Below are 18,913 nucleotides of genomic sequence, written 5' to 3' on the forward strand. Positions count from 1 at the left end.
CCCGGGTTCGACGGCGATCCATCGGGTCATGAGCGCGGCGAACTCGGCCAGGAACGCCCGCATCTCCTCGTCGGTGAGGTGCAGCGCCGCCTGCCGGTAGCCGACGAGGTCCGCGCCGAGGTCGACGTCGTCGCGGGCGAGGTAGCGGTCGTCCCCGCCGGCGCCGAGACGTGGCGCGCCCCCGGCCTTTCCCACATCCTGCGCGCCCAGCCCGGCCCGGCGACCATGCGCACCTACCGCAAGGACATGCGCCGGCCGATCGACCCGGCGCTCACCGCCCGCATCACCGACTGGCTCGCCCGGCACTGACCGCCACCCGGACCCGCCCCCGCAGCGGCCCGCACACGGCGAGGCCGGTGACCAGGGTCAGGCGAATGCGGCCGCGTTGCGGGCGGCCCAGTCCGCGAACGACGACGGCTTGCGGCCCAGGACCGCCTCCACGTCGGGGCTCACCGAGCGCTCGGCCGGCAGCGGCCGCCCGAGGATGGCCAGGGTGCCGTCCGCGACGGGCTCGGGCATGAACGCGAGCATCTGCGCGCGGGCCGACTCCGGCGTCTGCTCGACGAAGCGGACCGGCTCGCCGATGGCCGCGGCGATCGCCGCCGCCCGCTCGCGCGGGGTGGTCGGCTCGGGGCCGGTCAGCGTGTACGTGCGCCCGGCGTGACGCTCGTCGAGCAGGGCCGCGGCGGCGACCGCGGCGATGTCGTCCGGGTCGATGATCGGCAGGGCGACGTCCGCGAACGGCGCGTGCACCGTCCGGCCGGTCCGGATCGACTCCGCCCAGGCGTCGACGTAACCGTACCGGAGCTGGCGTGTCCCATCGCGCCCGTCGTCGACATCGTGTTCAGCCGGTGGACCACGCCGATCCTGTGGACGCTGCACGAGCACGGGCGGATGCGCTTCAGCGAGCTCGAGCGGCGCATCGGCACCGTCACGGCGAAGGTGCTCACCCAGCGGCTGCGGCAGCTGGAGCGCGACGGGCTGGTCGTGCGCACCTACACGCCGGAGATTCCGCCGCGGGTGGAGTACGAGATCAGCGAGCTCGGGCGCAGCCTCGGGCCGCTGTTCGCCTCGCTGTCGCGGTGGGCCACGGCCAACCTGGGCACCGTCGACGCGGCGCGGGCCGAGTACGACGCGTCCGGGCGGCCGAGGCCCTGAGCGCGGCGGCTACCCGGTGATGACGGGCCAGGCGTAGGCGAGCAGGGCGCACGCGGCACCGAGCAGGGCGAAGTTCAGCGCGCGCGTCGGCACCGGCAGGGCGGCGACGACGAGCAGGATGATGGCGAGGATGTAGAGCGCGGCCTGGGCCGACATTGCAGGCTCCATTCGTCGGGGGTACGAACGGTGCTGTCAATACCCCCCACGCCGTCCGGACGAAACCAGGAGCGTCAATGCTGCGGAAACTCGGGTTCCTCACCATCGGGCTGTTCGACCCGGACGACCCGGCGGCCGGGCACGCCGCCACCCTCGACGTGATCGCGCTCGGGGAGCGGCTCGGGTTCGACAGCGCGTGGGTGCGCCACCGGCATCTGCAGCACGGCATCTCCTCGCCGCTGACCGTGCTCGCCGCCGCCTCGCAGCGCACCAGTCGGATCGAGCTCGGCACCGCGGTGATGCCGCTGGGCTGGGAGAACCCGCTGCGGCTGGCCGAGGACCTGGCGACCGTCGACCTGCTGTCCGGCGGGCGGCTCAACCCGGGCATCAGCGTCGGGCCGCCGATGCACTACGACCGGGTCCGCGGCGCGCTGTACCCGGACACCGCCGACGCCGAGGACTTCTCCTACGGCCGGGTCGAGCGGCTGCTGTCGTTCGTGCGCGGCGAGCCGGCCAGCGACTTCGAGGGCGTCGAGGGCTTCGAGGTGTTCTCGCGCCGCGTCGAGCCGCACTCCCCCGGCCTGCAGCACCGGATGTGGTACGGCGGGGGCAGCCTCCGCTCCGCCCAGTGGGCCGGCGAGCACCGCATGAACCTGCTCACCAGCAGCGTCGTGAAGGCCGAGGACGCCGACGACCCGGCGCCGGACTTCGCCGCGATCCAACTCTCCCACGTGCGGGCGTTCCGGGCCGCGCACCCCGACGGCGAGCGGGCCCGCGTCTCGCAGGGCCTCGTCGTCGTCCCGACCGACTCGGCGAGCGCGGCGCAGCGGGAGAAGTACGCCGAGTACGCCGCCAAGCGCCTGCCGCGCACGGCGACGCCGCAGGGGCCGGGGCGGCTGCTGTTCGCGCCGGACCTCGTCGGGCCGGCCGAGCAGATCGCCGAGCGCCTGCACGCCCACGCCGCGTACCGCGAGATCGACGAGGTGGCGTTCGCGCTGCCGTTCACGTTCGAGCACGCCGACTACGTGCAGATCCTGACCGACATCGCCGAGCGGCTCGGCCCGGCGCTGGGCTGGAGCCCCGCGGCGACGCCCGCGCCTGCTAGCCAGGACGAGATTGCCTGACTAAAGTCAGGTATATGGACGCTGGTCTCGTGGCCGCGGTGCGGCGGTTCAACCGGACGGTCACGCAGCGCGTGGGCGCGCTCGACGACGAGTACATGGCGCGGGGCCGGCCGCTCGGCCAGGCGCGGCTGCTGTGGGAGATCGGCCCGGACGGGGCCGAGGTGGCGGCGCTGCGGGCGCGGCTGGGGCTCGACTCGGGGTACCTCAGCCGGCTCCTGCGCACCCTGGAGGCGGACGGCCTGGTCACCGTCGGGCCGGCCGGTCCGGCGGGCGGCGACGCGCGGGTGCGGGTGGCGCGGCTGTCCGGGCCGGGGCGCGCGGAGTGGGCGGAGCTCGACCGCCGCTCCGACGAGCTCGCCGCATCGATCCTCGAGCCGCTCGGCGCCGAGCGGCGGACCCGCCTGGTGGCCGCGATGGCGGAGGTCGAGCGGCTGCTGGTGGCGTCGATGGTACTGCTGGAGCCGTGCCCCCCGGCCGACCCGCGCGCCCGGGCGTGCGTGCGCGCGTACGCCCGCGACCTGGCCGCACGGTTCCCGGGCGGGTTCGACCCGGCGCTCAGCGTGCCGGTGCGCGACGAGGAGCTCGCCCCGCCGGCCGGCGTGCTGCTGCTGGCCACGCTCGGCGCCGAGCCGGTCGGCTGCGGCGCGGTGAAGCTGCACCCGGGCGGGGCGGCCGAGATCGTGCGGGTGTGGGTGTCGGCGGACGTGCGCGGCCTCGGGCTCGGCCGGCGGCTGCTGGGCGCCCTGGAGGCCTACGCCGCCGAGCGCGGCTGGCGCGAGGCCCGCCTCGACACCAACCGCAGCCTGACCGAGGCGATCGCGATGTACCGCGGCGCCGGCTACCGCGAGATCGAGCCGTACAACGACGAGCACTACGCCGACCACTGGTTCGCCAAGGCCCTCAGCTCATCTTGAACTGAGGGCTGCGCGGCGACGCTGACGCGGTGGCGGGAGTCCTCGCCCGGCTGCTTCGTCACGGCCCGCAGCTACCCGCCCCCGTGCCCGCTATTCCTGGCCGGACCACCCCGAACAGCAACCGATCCCCGCGGACCCGTCTCCGGGTTCGCGGGGATCGATGGACGTTGCGATCGCGCGGGCGCTGGGGATCACGCCGCGTGTGGCTCAGGACTCCAGCGGGCGGCGAGCGATCGAGATGACCGACTGGCCGAACGGCGGGTTGAAGGCGCGCTCCATCAAGCGCGTCATCGGGGCCACCGTGGAGTCGTAGAACTTCACCATCGGGCCGGGGCCGGGCATCTGCTTGAGCAGGCACGTCGACACGTAGTAGCCGATGAGGCCGAGCGAGTTGGCGTAGTGCAGCTTCACGATCTCGAGGTCGGCGGCGTTGAGGGCCGCGCGCATCGTCTTCTTCGTGTAGCGGCGCACGTGGCCGGTGGCGATGTCGGCCGGGCCCATCGCGAACGGGAACGCCGGCACGACGGTGATCACGTAACCGCCGGGACGGACCAGCGAGCGCATGGTGCGCAGGCCGCCGATGTCGTCGTCGATGTGCTCGAGCACGTTGTAGGAGATGGCCGCGCTGTGGTCGGCCTTGACGTCGCTGGGCAGCAGCAGCTCGCGCACGCTGACGCCCGGGTTGTCGGCGAAGCGCTCCTTCAGGGCGACCATGCGCTCCGAGGATGCCTCGGTCAGGGTCATTTTCGAGGTGTGCCGGAGCCACTCCGCGGCGTAGTCACCGAGACCGGCACTGACCTCGACGGGATGCTCACCGAGGTATGGCGTCGCGAAGGACACGAACCACTTCCGGTGGTTCACCGCCATCGCCAGGCCCTCGAGCACCTCCGACTGGATGGCGTGGTCGCCGAGGATTGCCGCATCCGAATTCGGCACTCTACACCCCTACGTGAATACTGATCATGTCTGGCAGAACTGGCGTAGTGTATCGGCGTTGATTGTCCCCCGCCACCCCCTGCACCGCACTTCGAGCGGCAACTATGGTGTCACAGTGAATTCCGGGGACAAGGCCGCCGAGGCTCGCACCACGGCGGTCGTGCTGCTGAGTTATGTTGCCGCCGCGGTGACCGTCCTGCAGCACCTGTGGGCAGATCCGCAGGGACGGATGTTTGCCGACAACGGCCAGGATCATGTCTTCTTCGAGTGGGTGCTGACGCATGCGGCACGCCTGTTCACTCACGGTGACAACCCGTTCTTCACGGATCAACTGAATGCGCCGCTGGGCATCAATCTCATGGCGAACACATCCGTTCTCGGACTGGCGCTACCGTTGGCTCCGATCACGTTACTGTTCGGCGCCGGCGTCACGTTAGTGCTCATCGACACCATCGCCCTCGCCGGAACCGCGGCGGCTTGGTATTTGATTCTTTCTCGGCATGTTGTCACATCCCGGGTGGCCGCGTACATCGGAGCACTCTTCTGCGGGTTCGCGCCATCGATGATCTCGCAGAGCACCGGGCACCCGAACATCGCCGGACAGTTCTTGATCCCCTTCATCGTCTGGAGCGTGCTGCGCCTGGGCCGTCCGGGCCCCACGCTGCGGCGCGGGCTGGTGCTGGGGGCCCTGGTGCTGTACCAATGCTTCCTCAACGAAGAGATCCTCTTCCTCACCGCCGTGGCCCTCCTGGTATTCCTGGTCGCATACCTGCGCCCCCGCGAGTACCGGCAGGTCCTGCGCACGGCACTGCCGGCGATCGGCGTCGGCGCCCTGTTCGCGGGCGTGCTGCTCGCCTATCCGCTGTACCACCAGTTCTTCGGCCCGCAGGCCTATCACGGATTGCCCGAGTTTGTGCACGGCTTCAGCACCGACGGGGCGTCGTTCACGGAGTTCAGCCGCCGTTCCATTTTCGCGCCCGATCTCGCCAAGATCGACAAAATGGGCGGGCCGACCGAGGAGAACACGTTCTTCGGCTGGCCCCTGATCAGCCTGCTCGCGGCCACGTTCGTCGCCCTGTTCCACCTGCGCGCCGCCCGCGCCCTCATGTTCACCGCCGCCGTCTTCGCCGCCCTGTCGCTCGGCACGATGATCAAGTGGAAGGGCGAGGAGACCCAGACCCGCGGCCCGTGGTTCTGGGTGCACAAGCTGCCGCTGTTCGACTCGGTGGTGCCGACGCGCCTCGCCCTGGTCATCACGCCGCTGGTCGGCATCATGCTGGCCCTGCTCGTCGACCGGTACGTCATGGGCCCGACCACCAGCCCCGCGCCCGCACCGGCCGCGGTGCCCGACGACGCACCCGGCGATCTCGTCCCGAGCGGCGCGCCGCGCAAGACCGGCGAGGCACTTTTCACGGACACGTCCGAGTCTCCCGCAATGTCCGAAAGCTCGGAAGGCGCGGTCGGCGTGAAGACAGACACGCGACCGGACCCGGAAGAGACCACGCCGGCCGCGCGCTGGCTGTGGGCCGCCGCGGTGGTGACCGCCCTGATCCCGCTCATCCCGACGCCCCAGCCCGCCGACCCGCGCTCCCCGCTGCCGATCTTCTTCTCCAGCGGCGCCTGGCGCGAGACGATCCCGGCCCACTCGACGGTGGTCCCGCTGCCACTGGGCTGGTGGGAGGGGCTCGACGGCATGCGCTGGGCCACCCAGGCCGACCTCGACTTCCGCATCGCCGGCGGCTACTTCCTGGCCCCCAACCCCGACGACCCCAAGGGCGCCGCGATGTTCGGCCCCGCCGGCCGCCCGACGATGCAGATCCTCAACGCGGTGGCCGGGGACGGCTCCGTACCGCAGATCACCCCCGACCAGCAGGCCCAGGCCCGCGCCGACGTGGCGTACTGGAAGGCCGATTTCCTGGTACTCCCCGACCAGCACGGCAACAGCGAGGCCATCCACCAGACCGCCGACCAGCTCTTCGGCCCCGGCCGGCACGTGCAGGACGTCTGGATCTGGAAGTTCTGACGCCCCGCGCGCACCGTCTCCCTTTGCGCAAGGCTCTCCCGCGTCTCCCTTTGTGCATGGTTCATAGTAGGATCCGACTATCAGGATCCGACTAATAGGAACCGGCGACTCGCATGCCCAGACGCGCGATCTCGAACACCCTCGCCCTGGCCGTCCTCGGCCTGCTCCAGGAGCGCCCCATGCACCCGTACGAGATGGCGGCCACCCTGCGCGAACGCCACAAGGACAGCAGCTTCAAGGTCAACTCCGGTTCGCTGTACGACACGGTCGAGTCCCTGGCCCGCCACGCCTGGATCGAGCCGGTCGAGACGGCCCGGGAGGGCAACCGCCCGGAGCGCACCGTGTACGCGACGACCGCCCTCGGCCGCACCGAGTTCGTCGGCTGGATCGACGAGCTGATCCGCACCCCGGTGGCGGAGTACCCGAAGTTCATGGCCGCGGTCTCCTACCTCGGCGCGCTGGGCCCCGACCGCGCCGCCGACGCCCTGACCGACCGCGCCACCAACCTGACCCGTCGCATCGCCGAGACGAACGCCGTACTCGAGCAGACGGTCGGCTCGGGTGCCGTACCGAGGCTGTTCATGATCGAGGTCGAGTGCGCCCGGCACGCCTGGGAGGCGGAACTGACCTGGACCCGCCGGACGATCGCCGAGATCCACGACGGCACGCTCGCCTGGCCGGCGGCCGGCGCATGACCGAGGTACTCGTCATCGGCGCCGGCCCCGCCGGCCTCCTGCTCGCCGCCGAGCTCCGCCTGGCCGGTATCGACACCGTGGTGATCGAGCGCAACGCCGAGCGCCCGCCGTTCTGCCGCGGCTTCAACCTGAACGCCCGCGCCCTGGACCTGCTGTCCCGCCGGGGCCTGTCCGACCGCCTGGTCGAGGAGGGCTGGAAGGTCCCCCACGCCGCGTTCGCCGGCCTGCCGGTGACGCTGACCCTGCCCGGGACGCACACCGGCCACCCGTACTCGCTGGGCATCCCCCAGACCCGCGTCGAGGAGCTCCTGGAGTCCCACGCCCGCCAGCTGGGCGCCGAGATCCGCCGCGGCCACGAGCTGCGCGCCCTGACCCAGGACGAGCACGCCGTCACGGCGACCATCGCCGACGGCTTCGGCGGGGTGTACCAGATCGGGGCCCAGTACCTGGCCGGCTGCGACGGCGGCCGCAGCACCGTGCGCAAGCAGGCCGCCATCGACTTCCCCGGCACCCCCGCCACCAAGTTCTCACTGCTCGGCGACGTAGAGCTCGCCGAGCCCGACGCCCTCCCCTTCGGCCCGACGACCGGCCCCGGCGGCGCGGTATTCGTCATCCCCCGCCCCGGCTACGTGCGCCTGATCACCGCCGACCCGAACCCCCCGGCCGATCGGGACACCCCGGTCACCTTGCCGGTACTGCAGGCCGCGGTCGACCACGCGCTCGCCCGCCACGTGCGCCTGCACTCGCCACGCTGGCTGACCCGCTTCGGCAACGCGGCCCGCCAGGCCACGCAGTACGTGCGCGGCCGCGTCCTCCTGGCCGGCGACGCCGCCCACATCCACCCCCCGGCCGGCGCGATCGGCGTGAACATCGCCCTGGACGACGCGTTCAACCTGGGCTGGAAACTGGCCGCCACGGTACGCCGGACGGCCCCCGCCCACCTGCTGCCGACCTACCACACCGAACGCCACACCGCCGGCGCCCACGTGCTGGCCAACACCCAGGCCCAAACTCTGCTGGCCGACGCCGACGACCGCCTCCGCCCGCTACTGGACCTGCTCACCCGCGTCGCCGCCCACCCGTCCGGCAACCGCGCTTTCACGGAGACGATCGTCGGCCTGGACACGCGCTACGACATGCCCTTCGGCGGCACCCACCCATGGCTGGGCCGCCTGGCCCCGAACCTTCCGCTGACAACGCCGACCGGCCCGACGGACGTCGCCACCCTCCTGACTGCCGGCCGAGCCGTACTCCTGGACCTGACGGACGACCACACCATCGCGAAGACGGCGGCGGCCTGGTCGGACCGGATCGCCATCATCGAAGCGTCATGCCCCACCCACCCCGACGTCCGCGCGCTGCTCCTGAGGCCGGACGGCCACACCGCCTGGCTGCACGCCGACTCTGACGACGCCGCCAACACCCTGCCGGCGGCCCTCCACCACTGGCACGGCCCCCGGCACCGCTGAGCGTTTCGCCCCTACGGTATTCGCCGCCCGCCGGGGCATACATCCGGCAGGTCACGCGCCCTGCCTCACCATCCGGCCGAGTTGGGAGAGTCCGCTCTGGTGGTACGGGCGGGTCTCGCGCGTCGGGTGCAACACGGTTAGAACTGGAAGCGGCCGACGAGGGTGCGTAGTTCGGTGGCGGCGGTGGCGAGGTCGGTGGCGGCGTCGCGGACGGCGGTGACGCCGGTGGTGGTGGTCCCGGCGGTGTGGCTGACGGCGGCGGCGTCGGTGGTGATGCCGGCCGATGCGGTGGCGACGTCGTTGATGCGGCGGGTCATGTCGGCGGTGGTGGCGGTCTGTTCCTCGATCGCGGAGGCGATCGTGGTCTGCAGGGCGTTGATCTGTTCGATGACGTCGCTGATGCGGGTGATGGCGTGCACGACGTCGGTGGTGTCGGCCTGGATGACGCCGATGCGCTGGTGGATGTCGGCGGTGGCCCGGGCGGTCTCGCCGGCGAGGTCTTTGACCTCGCCGGCGACGACGGCAAAGCCTTTGCCGTGCTCCCCGGCGCGCGCGGCCTCGATGGTCGCGTTGAGGGCGAGGAGGTTCGTCTGTTCGGCGATCGAGCTGATGACCGTGGCGATGTCGCTGATCTGGCGGCTGGAGTCGCCGAGTTTGGCGACGGTGCCGCTCGCCTTCGACGACAGGCCGGCGGCGTCGGCGGCGACCGTGGCGGCCTCGCCCGCGCTGCGGGCGATCTCTTCGATCGACACGCCCATCTGTTCGGCGCCGGCGGCGACGGAGTGCACGTTGGTGGAGATCGCCTCGGCTGAGGTGCTCGTCGCGGTGGCGCGGCGGCTGGTCTGCTCGGCGGAGTCGGCCAGGGCGGTCGAGATCGCGTCGAGGTCTTCGGAGCGGCGGCCGAGCCGCTGCGACTCGTCGCTGACCGCCTGCATCGCGGCGGCGATCCCGCCGATGAACCGGTTGAACGTGGCCGCGACCTTGCTCAACTCGTCGCGGCCGTCCTCCGTCAGGCGGGTTCGCAGGTCCCCGTCGCCGTCGGCGATCTCGGTGAGGCGCTGCTGCAGCGCCCGCAGCGGGCCGGTGATGCTGCGGATCACTGCGACCGCGGCGGCGAGCAGGACGGCGAAGCCGAGCAGTCCGCTGCCGAGCAGGAGGCTGCGGCCGGTGCGTACGGCCGCGGCGGCGTCCCGGGCCACGGTGATGCCGTCGGCGGTGACGCGTTCGGCGAGGTCGCTGGTCGCGGTCGACGCCGTGCCGAACGCGCCCAGGGAGGCACCGGAGGCCAGCGCGTTCGCCGCGGCGACCGCGTCCGGTGTGCCGGTGCGGTATCCGGCGATGATCTGCGCGTCGATGCGCATGAACTCCTCGAACGCCTGCCGGGCCTTCTCCAGCAGCGCCCGGTCCTGCCCGTCAAGGTCGGCCTCGGCGATGGCGGCGTACTCGGCGCGCAGCGCGGCCGAGGAGTCCAGGAACGCCTTGCGCTGCCCCTGGGAGTCCGACAGCGCGTCGGGCACGCCGCGGATGAAGTCGAACGCGTACCCGGTCTGCCACCCGGCCACGTCCGCCGTGCGGAACTTCGCCTCCGCCACCCGCTGGTCCAGCTGCATCGCGGCCTGCACCTCGGCGCCGGCCTTCAGCTGCAGCTGAAGCCCCGCGATCGCCGTGCCCGCCAGCACGAGCAGCCCCACCAGAGCCAACCCGGCCAGCAGTACCACCCGCGTCGCCACCCGCCAACGCCGCAACATCATCACCAAAATCTCCGATCGAACGCCGGTCCCGGCGGTGTGAACAGTTGAGCGGTCAGCGAGGAGCTCCTCCGACGCAACGACCGGGGAGCTTGCGGTCAGTACCCGAAGCCGCCGACCAGATCGGTGAGCTCGGCGCCGGAGCGGTTGAGCTGCTCGGCAACCTGGACGGCGTGCTGGCTGCGGGTGCGGGCCTACACGGTCGCCTCGGCCACCGCCACCACCGAAGCAACCACCTCAGCGCTCACAAGGTCCGGTTCGGCACCGCAACACTCAACCTGAGCAATACTCGGGCCGTTCCCCGCGGTTCCCGCTCGCCGTCGCCGGGCACGGCAGGATCGCCCACCGCTGCATTGGACGGGAGGCCAGCCGTCTCGCCGTCCTCGCCGGCGTCGCCCGGCCGCGTGGGGCTGCTGTTCGTCGTCGACGGTCGCGGCCGCCGCTGGACCCTGTACTGCCCCGGACCCGGACTACACCGCGATGTTCGCCCCGGACGCGCACACCCTCGACCCCGATCTCTTCACCGAGAAGTTCCCGGCTGGAGCGCCGGCTGGGAGTTGCGACGACCGGACCGCCAACTATCGATGACGATTCAGCGCCGTAGACCTCTGAAGGTCACAGTGGAGTGCCAAACGCGAACCGAACCAAGCGGGCGCCCGAACCGGGCGTCGGCGGGCTGCGGTCACACAGCGCCACGGTTGATTCGCGCGCCATCGTGGTGCGGCCGCACGCCACCCGCACGGCGCTCCCGCACTGTCGAGGGCGCGGCCGCACCCATCGCGCCATGGGTTCACGCGCAACTGACGGTGTGGCCACGCGCCAACGCCGCCGGGCTGCGCGCCGTCAAGGGCGGGCACCCGCGCCAACCCGCCGGGCCCCGCGCAGTCACGGGCGGGCACACGCGCCACCGCCACCGGGCCGCGCGCCGTCGAGGACGGGCACCCGCGCCAACGCGAGGGTTGGCGTGCCGCCGTGGCGGGGCGTGCATCCGCCGCATGCGGACCTGCACTGCCGCTGGGCCGAGGCCCGCGGCCCGAGAAGACCGCGGCCGAGAAGACCGCGGCCGAGAAGACCACCGCGACCCGGAACCACCGCGACCCGGAACCACCGCGACCCGGAACCACCGCGACCCGAGACCACCGCGGCCCGAGAGGCGAGGCCGAGCCGAGCGAGACCGGGAGGCGCTACACGGCGGCCGCGCGCAGGAGTTCGGCGAACTCGGTGGCCGGCATGATGCGGATGCCGAGTTCCTCGGCCTTCGCGGCCTTCGAGCCGGCGCCCTCCCCGACCACCACCAGGTCCGTCTTCTTCGAGACCGAGCCCGACGAGCGGCCGCCGAGGCGTTCGACGGCCTCGTTGCCCTCGTTGCGGGTCAGGCCGGGGACCGAGCCGGTCACGACGACGGTCATCGGGGTGCCGTCCTCCTTCTGCAGCGGCAGCGGGGCAAGGGAGGCCGCGTCGGCGTCGGGACCGTCGGCGGAGGCGGCGTCGGGCGCGGAGCCGTCGGAGGAGGAGGGCGAGGAGGCGGGCGGGCGGGGGCGGTAGGTCGGCTCGGTCATGTTGACGCCGCGGGCCGTCAGGCGGGCGATGACGGGCTCGAGGTCGACCAGCTCGGCGGCGATCGTCACCGCGCGCTCCGGGCCGACGCCCTCGACCTCCTGCAGGTCGGCGACCGACGCGGCGAGCAGGGCCGGCATCGAGCCGAAGTGGGTGGCCAGGCGGCGGGACATCGAGCGGCCGGTCATGCGGACGCCGAGGCCGGTCAGGACGCGGGACATGGGCTGGGTCTTCGAGGACTGGATGGCGGTGACGAGCTTGGTGGCGGAGACCTCGCCCATGCGGTCGAACGCGGCCAGGGTCGCGACCTCGAGGTCGTAGAGGTCGGCGGGGTCGGTGACGAGGCCGGCGTCGACGACGAGGTCGATGATCTTGCCGCCGAGGCCCTCGATGTCCATGGAGTCGCGGGCGGCGTAGTAGGACAGGGCCTCGCGGGCGCCGCAGGCGCGGCCGCGGGTGCAGCGCCAGCGCTTCTGGGTGCGGTCGATCTCGCCGTCGCAGCGGGGGCAGCGGGCGGGGGGCTCGAACGGGACGGAGTCGGCGGGGCGCTCGTCGAGCTTGGCGCCGGTGATCTCGGGGATGACGTCGCCGGCGCGGCGGACGAAGACGGTGTCGCCGGGGCGGACGTTGCGGCGCACGAGGTCGTCGAAGTTGTGCAGGGTGGCGGAGGTGACGGTGACGCCGGTGATCTGGACCGGCTCGAGGACGGCGACCGGGGTGATGACGCCGGTGCGGCCGACCTGGACCTCGATGGCCTTGAGGCGGGTGGTGCGGGTGTCGGCCGGGAACTTGTAGGCGATGCCCCAGCGCGGGGCGCGGCTGGAGGAGCCGGCGAGGTCGCGGTCGGCGGGCTGGTCGGCCTTGATGACGGCGCCGTCGATGCCGTAGCCGAGGGTGGCGCGGCCGGCGTTGAGCGCCTCGACGGCGGCGATGAGGTCGTCGATGCTGGTCGACACCGGCATGCCGGCGGTGGAGGAGACGCCGAGGCGGGTCAGCTCCGCCATGGCCTCGGAGTGTGTCGCCCGCTGTTCGTCGGCACCGCCGAGGCCGCGCACGCCGTAGGCGATGAACGACAGCGGGGCGTCGTAGGTGCGGTCCTGGGCGCGCAGCGTCCCGGCGGCGGCGCTGCGCGGGTGGGCGAACGGCGGCTCGCCGGTGGCGGTGCGCATGCCGTTGGCGACCTCGAAGTCGGCGTCGGTCATGAAGACCTCGCCGCGGACCTCGATCGTGACCGGGTCGGCGAGCCGCTCGGGCAGACCGGCGGCGCGGCGGGCCTGGCCGGTGACGTCCTCCCCCGCCCGGCCGTCGCCGCGGGTGGCGACCTGGACGAGCCGGCCGTCCTCGTAGCGCGCGGCGATCGCGAGGCCGTCGATCTTCGGCTCGACGGTGAAACCGGCGACGGGCCGGCCGATGAGCTTCTCGAGGCGCTGAGCCCACTTGCGTAGGGTGTCCTCGTTGAATACGTTGTCGAGGCTCAGCATCGGCTCACTGTGCACGACGTCGCCGACGACCCCGCCACCCGCCGCGACGACCTCGGTCGGGGACTCCTCGACCTTCCAGTCGGCGTGCGCCTCCTCGGTGGCCGCGATCCGATGCATGAGGGCGTCGTAGTCCGCGTCATCCAGGGCGAGATCGGGCCCGGAGTAATACGCGGCGGCGGCGTCCCGAACCTGCGCCACGGCGGCGCGGTAGTCGGCAACGGTGTCGAACGGCTGAGTCATGACCGGGAGCTTAGTCAGGGGGTACGACAAAAAGATGCGTGCGGACGAGGACGAGTGCGTCCGGCTGGCCCAGCAGATCAACCGCGGCGACCTGGTGCTCGGGCTGCTGCCGCTGGAGACGGCCGAGGTCGTGGTGGCCGGGCTGACGGAGGCCGGCCGGGGCGGCAGCGCCCGGGCGTGGCGCGAGCTCGGGGTGTGCTACCTCAGCGTCAGCGGCGACCGGCTGCCGCCGCACGACGGCCCGCAGAGCGCGCTGCGCTGCTTCGAGGCGGCCGCGGCGCTCGGCGACCGCGACGGCGCGATGCTCTTCGCCGGCGCCGCGCGCGACGAGCCGGCGCCGGTACGCGAGCGGGCCCTCGAGCTGCTGCGCCCCCACGCGCGGGCCGACGCGCCGGCGGCGTACCAGGTGGGGCTGCTCGAGCAGTGGCTCGACCGGCCCGGCGCGGCGGTCGAGCACCACCTGCGCGCGGCCGGGCTCGGCGACAGCGACGCAGCCTTCGAGCTGTACGTGCTGTTCTCCACCGGCACCGGGGTCGAGCGCGACGACGCCGAGGGCCGGCGGTGGCTCCAGCGGGCCGTGGACCTCGGCCAGCCGCGGGCGCTGTACAACATGGGCGCCGCGCACGCGACCGGCAACGGCGCGCCGCAGGACATGCAACTGGCCGTGTCCTACTACGAGCGCGCGGCCGACGCCGGCAACGCCCGCGCCGCCGCGACCCTGGGCGTCATGTACCTCACCGGCGGCGGCGTGGACGAGGACCCCGACCGCGCCGCGCAATGGCTGGACCTCGCCGACGAGTTGGGCCACCCCGTCGACGACTGGCTGGCCCAGCTCGGCCTGGAGCGGCCCTGAACCAGGCGCGCTGAAACATCAGTACCGCCGGTTCCGTAATTCCACGGATGGCCGCGCCGCCCCGCGCACCTAGCGTTTCCGGCATGGACGAGCGCGACTACCGATCCACCAGGGTCTACCAACTGAGCCGGCGGTTCCTCACGCGCCCCGGCGCGCCGGTGCTCGACGACGGCTGGGAAGTTCCACGCTCCGACGACCGGGACCGCCCCGTGAACGATCCCACTTTCAATCAACATCTGTCACCGCATTGACGAGGCAGCACGGCATTCCAAAGACTGGGAGCGTTCACAACGAAGGTGAACAGACCCCCAACGAAGGAGTGCCCGTGCTCCGCATCCGCAAAGCCGTCGCCCTGGTGGGCGCGGCCGCGCTCGGCGCCGCCGTCGCCGTCGCGAACGCCGCGCCCGCCGCCGCGGCCACCATCAGCATGCGCGGCGCCGACGTGTCGTCGCTGCAGCGCAGCCTGGACCTCGGCGCCAAGTACTACAACGCCGCCGGCACCGCCGCCGACCCCCTCGACATCCTCAAGGGGATCGGCGTCAACTACGTACGCCTGCGGATCTGGAACAACCCGGCGAGCGGGTACAACAACCTCGCCAAGGTCCTGGTCCAGGCCAAGGCGGCCAAGGCCAAGGGCCTGTCGGTCATGGTCGACTTCCACTACTCCGACACGTGGGCCGACCCCGGCAAGCAGTACAAGCCGGCCGCCTGGTCCTCGCACAACATCTCGGCGCTGCAGACCGACGTGTACAACTACACGCTCTCGGTCTGCAACGCCCTGAAGGCGCAGGGCACGACCCCGGACAGCGTGCAGATCGGCAACGAGATCAACGTCGGCATGCTCTGGAACGACGGGAAGGTCGTCAACAACGACTTCACCAACCTGAGCCTGCTGCTCAAGTCCGGGTACAACGCGACGAAGGCCTGCAACAGCGGCACCCAGGTGATCATCCACACCGCGGACGCCGACAGCGACGCCAACGCCCGCTGGTTCTACGACGGCATCAGGGCCAAGGGCGTGACCTGGGACGTCACCGGCCTGTCGTACTACTGCATGTGGCACGGCACGCTGGCGAACCTCTCCTCGGTCATCACCGACGTGCGCACCCGCTACGGCAAGCCGGTCATCCTGGCCGAGACCGCGTACCCGTTCACGGCCGCCAACGCCGACTCCGAGGCCAACTCGGTCAGCGGCTCGGCCCCGTGCTCGGGCTACCCGGCGACGTGGGCGGGCCAGGGCGCCGAGTTCACCGCGGTGCAGAACACGGCCCGCTCGGCCGGCGCGATCGGCGTCTTCTACTGGGAGCCGACCTGGTACGCCATCCAGGGCAACGGCTGGGACCCGGCGAACATGAACGGCACCGGCGACCAGTGGGACAACATGGCGCTGTTCGACTGGACCGGCCACATCAACCCGAACGTGGCCTGGAAGGCGTAGCGCACCCGCGGCGCGGCGGGCCGGCCTCTCAGCCGGTCCGCCGCAGCCACTGGACGTACTCGTCGTCCTGCGAGAGGTACGACATCCGGTTGATGATCCCGGGCAGCTCCGGCGGGCGCTCGAACGCCGACTCGGCCTTGCCGCTGGCGATGGCCCGCTCGAGCGCCGCGTTCAGGGCGAGATGCATCTGCAGCCCTGGCAGGATCTCCTCGTCGATCGCGCGGCGCATCTCCGCGCCGTACTCGGGCGCCGCCTCGGCCGAGCGCAGGTTCCAGTCGTCGCTGCCCCGGTGGAATGCGAACCGGGGGCCGGGCTGGACGCGGCCGAAGATCTGGCCGAGCTCCCCCCGGTACTGCACCCAGCGCGCCGTGGCCGCATCCACGTTGACGTAGTAGGAGAGCTGGCCGGGGAAGGTCACCGGCGACGGCTGGAACGACAGCGCGACCGTGTCGCCGTTCGCCGCGACGCGCCGGAAACGGTCGTCGTGCCCGGCGAAGCCGCGCTCGATCAGCAGCGGCACGACCAGGCCGGAGAGCATGTCACTGTACGCGAGGTGCACGTCCGCGGGCATACCAGCAGACTAGGCGACAAATGCCCGACTTGTCGGAAAACGGCAGGTCAGAGGAAGACTCGCCGGGCCGCCCGGCGCAGCATCGCCTCGTCGGTCGCGGCGGCCAGCATGTCGCCGGGCGAGCCCGGCTCGACGAAGGCGATGTCCAGGTGCAGGCCCAGCAGCGCCTGCTCGGCCAGCGGGCCGGCGTGGCTGCCGGACGGGGTGCGCACGCCGCCGATGAGCACCACCGTCACGCGGTCGCCGCGGACCGCCCGCGCCACCGCCAGCATCGGCGTGACCAGCGTCAGGCCGGGCACCTCGCCGACCTGGGCGGCCAGGTCGGCGGCGCGCCGGCGGCCCGACACGCCGATCGCCATGCCCGGCTCGACGAGGGCCGCGGCGGCCGCGACCGAGTCGCCCGCGGGTTCGCGGGGCACCGCCGCTACCACCGGCGTGAGCGGGACCGCGCCGCCGTGGACGCGGCGCAGCAGGCCGCGCTCGGCGAGGGCGGACAGGTCGCGGCGGATGGTGGCGATCGAGACGTGGAAGCGGCGGCTCAGCTCCCGCAGGCCCACGCCGCCGCGCTGGCGGGCGGCGGCCAGGATCTCGGCGCGGCGCACCTCGATGATCATGTCAGGCCTCCTCGCGGAACACGAGCACCTCACCGGCGGGGACGTCGCGCCCGTGCACGCGGACGGGCTCGGCGCCGTGGTTGATGGCCACGGCGAACGGGGGCCGGCGCACCAGCTCCACAGTGGACGGCAGGTCGGCCGGGGCCAGGCCGGCCTCGGCGCAGACGCGCCGCAGCAGGCGGCCCAGGAACTCGTCGTGCAGGCGGGTCGAGACGTACCAGGCGGCGCCGCTGCCGCGCTCGTGGCGCGTAATGGCGGGCGACCCGTCCACATAGGACACGACCGCGCGGGCGCCGGCCAGGTGTACATCCTCGGTCCACACATCCGCCGTGGACCCGTCCGACAGCGTCACGGTCGAGCCGGCCGGCAGCGGCAGGAACTCCTCGACGGTGAGGCCGAGCAGCTCGCGCAGCGCGCCCGGGTAGGCCCCGTCGGGCACGGTGTCGTTGGCGTCGACGATGCCGGAGAAGTACGACACGACCAGGGTGCCGCCGCCGCTCACGTAGGCGTCGAAGTTCTTGGCCGCAGCGGCCGTGGTCAGGTACAGCGACGGCACCACGACCAGCGGGTAGCGCCCGAGCGCGGCCTCCGGATGGACGAAGTCGACGGTGAGGTTGGCCTCCCAGAGCCGGGCGTAGTACGCCTCGACGCGCTCGCGGAACGTGACGTCCACGGACGGGCGCCACTCCAGCTCCAGGGCCCACCACGCCTCCCAGTCCCACACGACGGCGACGTCGGCGGCGACCCGGGTGCCGCGCAGCTCGCCGAGGCCGGCCAGGCGGGCGCCGAGCTCGGTCACCTCGCGCCAGATCCGCGTGCCGGTGCCGGCCTGCGGCAGCATCGCCGAGTGGAACTTCTCGGCGCCGAAGCGGGAGGCCCGCCACTGGAAGAACATGACGCCGTCGGCGCCGCGGGCCACGTGGGCCAGGCTGTTGCGGGCCAGCTCCCCCGGGCGCTTGGCGATGTTGCGCGGCTGCCAGTTCACGGCGCTGGTCGAGTGCTCCATGAGCAGCCAGGGCGCGCCGCCGGCGAGGCTGCGCGTCAGGTCGGCGCACATCGCCAGCTCGACGTGGCGGTCGGCGCGCTCGGAGGCCAGGTAGTGGTCGTTGGCCACGATGTCGACCTCGCCGGCCCACTTCCAGTAGTCCAGCCACTTGCAGTTGGCGATCATGAAGTTGGTCGTGATCGGCACCCGCGGCGAGTGCCCGCGCAGCACGTCGCGCTCGCGGCGGTAGTTGGCCAGGTGCGTGTCGGAGCAGAAGCGCAGGTAGTCCAGCTGCTGCGCCGGGTTGACGGCGGTCGGGGCGAGCCGCGGCGGCTCGATCTCGGCCCAGTCGCCGTAGCGCTGGCCCCAGAACGCGGTGCCCCAGGCCGCGTTCAGCGTGGCCAGGTCGCCGTGGCGCCCGCGCAGCCAGTCGCGGAACGCCGCCGCGCACGTCTCGCAGTAGCAGTGGGCGTTGACCCCGGCGAACTCGTTGTGCACGTGCCACAGCGCCAGCGCCGGGTGGGCGCCGTAGCGGCGGCCGAGCTGGTCGGCGATGTTGGCGGCGGCCGCGGCGTACTCGGGCGCGCTCGGGCAGAAGCTCTGCCGGCCGCCCTGGCCGAGCACGTGCCCGGCCCGGTCGACCAGCCGCGCGCCGGGGTTGCGGCGGGCGAACCACGGCGGCGGCGCGGCGCTCGGGGTGCCGAGGTCGACCCGGATATCGGCGCCGTGCAGCAGTTCGAGGACCCGGTCGAGCCATTCGAAGGTGTACACCCCGGGCTCCGGCTCCAGCAGCGCCCAGTTGAACATCCCGAGGCTCACCAGGTTGACCCCGGCCTCGCGCATGAGCTCGACGTCGCGCGGCCACACCTCCTCGGGCCACTGCTCCGGGGTGTAGTCCCCGCCGTAGAAAATCATCGCCGTGCTCCTGACCGTGAACGTTCCCATAAACTC

The 18,913-nt window shown here is 72.6% G+C and carries 18 protein-coding genes; 10 read left to right on the forward strand and 8 right to left on the reverse strand.

Going from position 1 to position 18,913, the window contains the following annotated elements; genetic code table 11:
* Window positions 1-78: 78 nt before the first annotated feature.
* Window positions 79-309 carry a hypothetical protein gene (locus tag ACQEVU_RS31935; RefSeq protein WP_433330078.1) on the forward strand — a complete coding sequence of 77 codons (231 nt, stop codon included), beginning with the start codon at window positions 79-81 and terminating at the stop codon, window positions 307-309.
* Between the two features lie 57 nt (window positions 310-366).
* On the opposite strand, the gene ACQEVU_RS31940 is transcribed toward ACQEVU_RS31935, so the two are convergent.
* A complete protein-coding gene (locus tag ACQEVU_RS31940) occupies window positions 367-753 on the reverse strand; it encodes a hypothetical protein (protein ID WP_433330080.1) in 387 nt (128 codons plus the stop codon).
* Between the two features lie 87 nt (window positions 754-840).
* Between ACQEVU_RS31940 and ACQEVU_RS31945 the strand changes: the two genes are divergently transcribed.
* Window positions 841-1,158, forward strand: a complete 318-nt coding sequence (locus ACQEVU_RS31945) for a winged helix-turn-helix transcriptional regulator (RefSeq protein WP_433330082.1) — start codon at window positions 841-843, stop codon at window positions 1,156-1,158.
* A gap of 9 nt (window positions 1,159-1,167) precedes the next feature.
* On the opposite strand, the gene ACQEVU_RS31950 is transcribed toward ACQEVU_RS31945, so the two are convergent.
* Window positions 1,168-1,326, reverse strand: coding sequence for a hypothetical protein (locus ACQEVU_RS31950; protein WP_433330084.1), 159 nt, complete (start codon window positions 1,324-1,326; stop codon window positions 1,168-1,170).
* Between the two features lie 65 nt (window positions 1,327-1,391).
* Between ACQEVU_RS31950 and ACQEVU_RS31955 the strand changes: the two genes are divergently transcribed.
* Both ACQEVU_RS31955 and ACQEVU_RS31960 read left to right on the forward strand, forming a co-directional pair.
* On the forward strand, window positions 1,392-2,438 hold the full coding sequence (locus ACQEVU_RS31955) for an LLM class flavin-dependent oxidoreductase (protein WP_433330086.1): 1,047 nt from the start codon (window positions 1,392-1,394) through the stop codon (window positions 2,436-2,438).
* Window positions 2,439-2,452: 14 nt separating this feature from the next.
* Window positions 2,453-3,352 carry a bifunctional helix-turn-helix transcriptional regulator/GNAT family N-acetyltransferase gene (locus tag ACQEVU_RS31960; RefSeq protein WP_433330088.1) on the forward strand — a complete coding sequence of 300 codons (900 nt, stop codon included), beginning with the start codon at window positions 2,453-2,455 and terminating at the stop codon, window positions 3,350-3,352.
* Window positions 3,353-3,559: 207 nt separating this feature from the next.
* On the opposite strand, the gene ACQEVU_RS31965 is transcribed toward ACQEVU_RS31960, so the two are convergent.
* Complete coding sequence (locus ACQEVU_RS31965; RefSeq protein WP_433335160.1) at window positions 3,560-4,219, reverse strand: class I SAM-dependent methyltransferase; 660 nt, start codon at window positions 4,217-4,219, stop codon at window positions 3,560-3,562.
* A 28-nt stretch (window positions 4,220-4,247) separates the two neighbouring features.
* Here ACQEVU_RS31965 and ACQEVU_RS31970 point away from each other — a divergent pair, with 28 nt between their 5' ends.
* The 3 genes from ACQEVU_RS31970 to ACQEVU_RS31980 all read left to right on the forward strand — a co-directional run bounded on the left by ACQEVU_RS31970 (window position 4,248) and on the right by ACQEVU_RS31980 (window position 8,475).
* Window positions 4,248-6,311 carry a DUF6541 family protein gene (locus ACQEVU_RS31970; protein ID WP_433330090.1) on the forward strand — a complete coding sequence of 688 codons (2,064 nt, stop codon included), beginning with the start codon at window positions 4,248-4,250 and terminating at the stop codon, window positions 6,309-6,311.
* A 113-nt stretch (window positions 6,312-6,424) separates the two neighbouring features.
* Window positions 6,425-7,006, forward strand: a complete 582-nt coding sequence (locus ACQEVU_RS31975) for a PadR family transcriptional regulator (RefSeq protein WP_433330092.1) — start codon at window positions 6,425-6,427, stop codon at window positions 7,004-7,006.
* Window positions 7,003-8,475, forward strand: coding sequence for an FAD-dependent monooxygenase (locus ACQEVU_RS31980; protein ID WP_433330095.1), 1,473 nt, complete (start codon window positions 7,003-7,005; stop codon window positions 8,473-8,475). The genes ACQEVU_RS31975 and ACQEVU_RS31980 overlap by 4 nt, the downstream gene beginning before the upstream one ends.
* Window positions 8,476-8,612: 137 nt before the next feature.
* On the opposite strand, the gene ACQEVU_RS31985 is transcribed toward ACQEVU_RS31980, so the two are convergent.
* Entirely contained in the window at window positions 8,613-10,226 is a 1,614-nt protein-coding gene (locus tag ACQEVU_RS31985) for a methyl-accepting chemotaxis protein (RefSeq protein WP_433330097.1), read from the reverse strand.
* 1,181 nt (window positions 10,227-11,407) lie between these two features.
* Window positions 11,408-13,501 (reverse strand): NAD-dependent DNA ligase LigA, encoded by a 2,094-nt coding sequence (gene ligA, locus ACQEVU_RS31990; RefSeq protein WP_433330099.1) that lies wholly within the window; start codon window positions 13,499-13,501, stop codon window positions 11,408-11,410.
* A gap of 34 nt (window positions 13,502-13,535) precedes the next feature.
* Here ligA and ACQEVU_RS31995 point away from each other — a divergent pair, with 34 nt between their 5' ends.
* From ACQEVU_RS31995 to ACQEVU_RS32005, 3 genes are all read left to right on the forward strand, one after another.
* The gene (locus tag ACQEVU_RS31995) at window positions 13,536-14,354 is read left to right on the forward strand and encodes a tetratricopeptide repeat protein (protein WP_433330101.1); all 819 of its coding nucleotides are present in this window, start codon (window positions 13,536-13,538) and stop codon (window positions 14,352-14,354) included.
* An 83-nt stretch (window positions 14,355-14,437) separates the two neighbouring features.
* Complete coding sequence (locus ACQEVU_RS32000) at window positions 14,438-14,605, forward strand: hypothetical protein (RefSeq protein ID WP_433330103.1); 168 nt, start codon at window positions 14,438-14,440, stop codon at window positions 14,603-14,605.
* An 83-nt stretch (window positions 14,606-14,688) separates the two neighbouring features.
* Window positions 14,689-15,792, forward strand: coding sequence for a glycoside hydrolase family 53 protein (locus tag ACQEVU_RS32005; RefSeq protein ID WP_433335162.1), 1,104 nt, complete (start codon window positions 14,689-14,691; stop codon window positions 15,790-15,792).
* Window positions 15,793-15,820: 28 nt separating this feature from the next.
* Here ACQEVU_RS32005 and ACQEVU_RS32010 read toward each other — a convergent pair whose 3' ends face one another.
* From ACQEVU_RS32010 to ACQEVU_RS32020, 3 genes are read right to left on the reverse strand one after another with little or no spacing between them, the layout of a single operon-like run.
* Window positions 15,821-16,363 carry a DUF4304 domain-containing protein gene (locus ACQEVU_RS32010; protein WP_433330105.1) on the reverse strand — a complete coding sequence of 181 codons (543 nt, stop codon included), beginning with the start codon at window positions 16,361-16,363 and terminating at the stop codon, window positions 15,821-15,823.
* Window positions 16,364-16,410: 47 nt separating this feature from the next.
* Window positions 16,411-16,977 carry a DeoR family transcriptional regulator gene (locus tag ACQEVU_RS32015; RefSeq protein ID WP_433330107.1) on the reverse strand — a complete coding sequence of 189 codons (567 nt, stop codon included), beginning with the start codon at window positions 16,975-16,977 and terminating at the stop codon, window positions 16,411-16,413.
* A gap of 1 nt (window position 16,978) precedes the next feature.
* Window positions 16,979-18,877: a beta-galactosidase gene (locus ACQEVU_RS32020; RefSeq protein ID WP_433330109.1), complete on the reverse strand. Its 1,899-nt coding sequence runs from the start codon at window positions 18,875-18,877 to the stop codon at window positions 16,979-16,981.
* Window positions 18,878-18,913: the final 36 nt, after the last annotated feature.

Source organism: Dactylosporangium sp. CA-139066 (assembly GCF_050936175.1).
Classification (GTDB): Bacteria; Actinomycetota; Actinomycetes; order Mycobacteriales; family Micromonosporaceae; genus Dactylosporangium.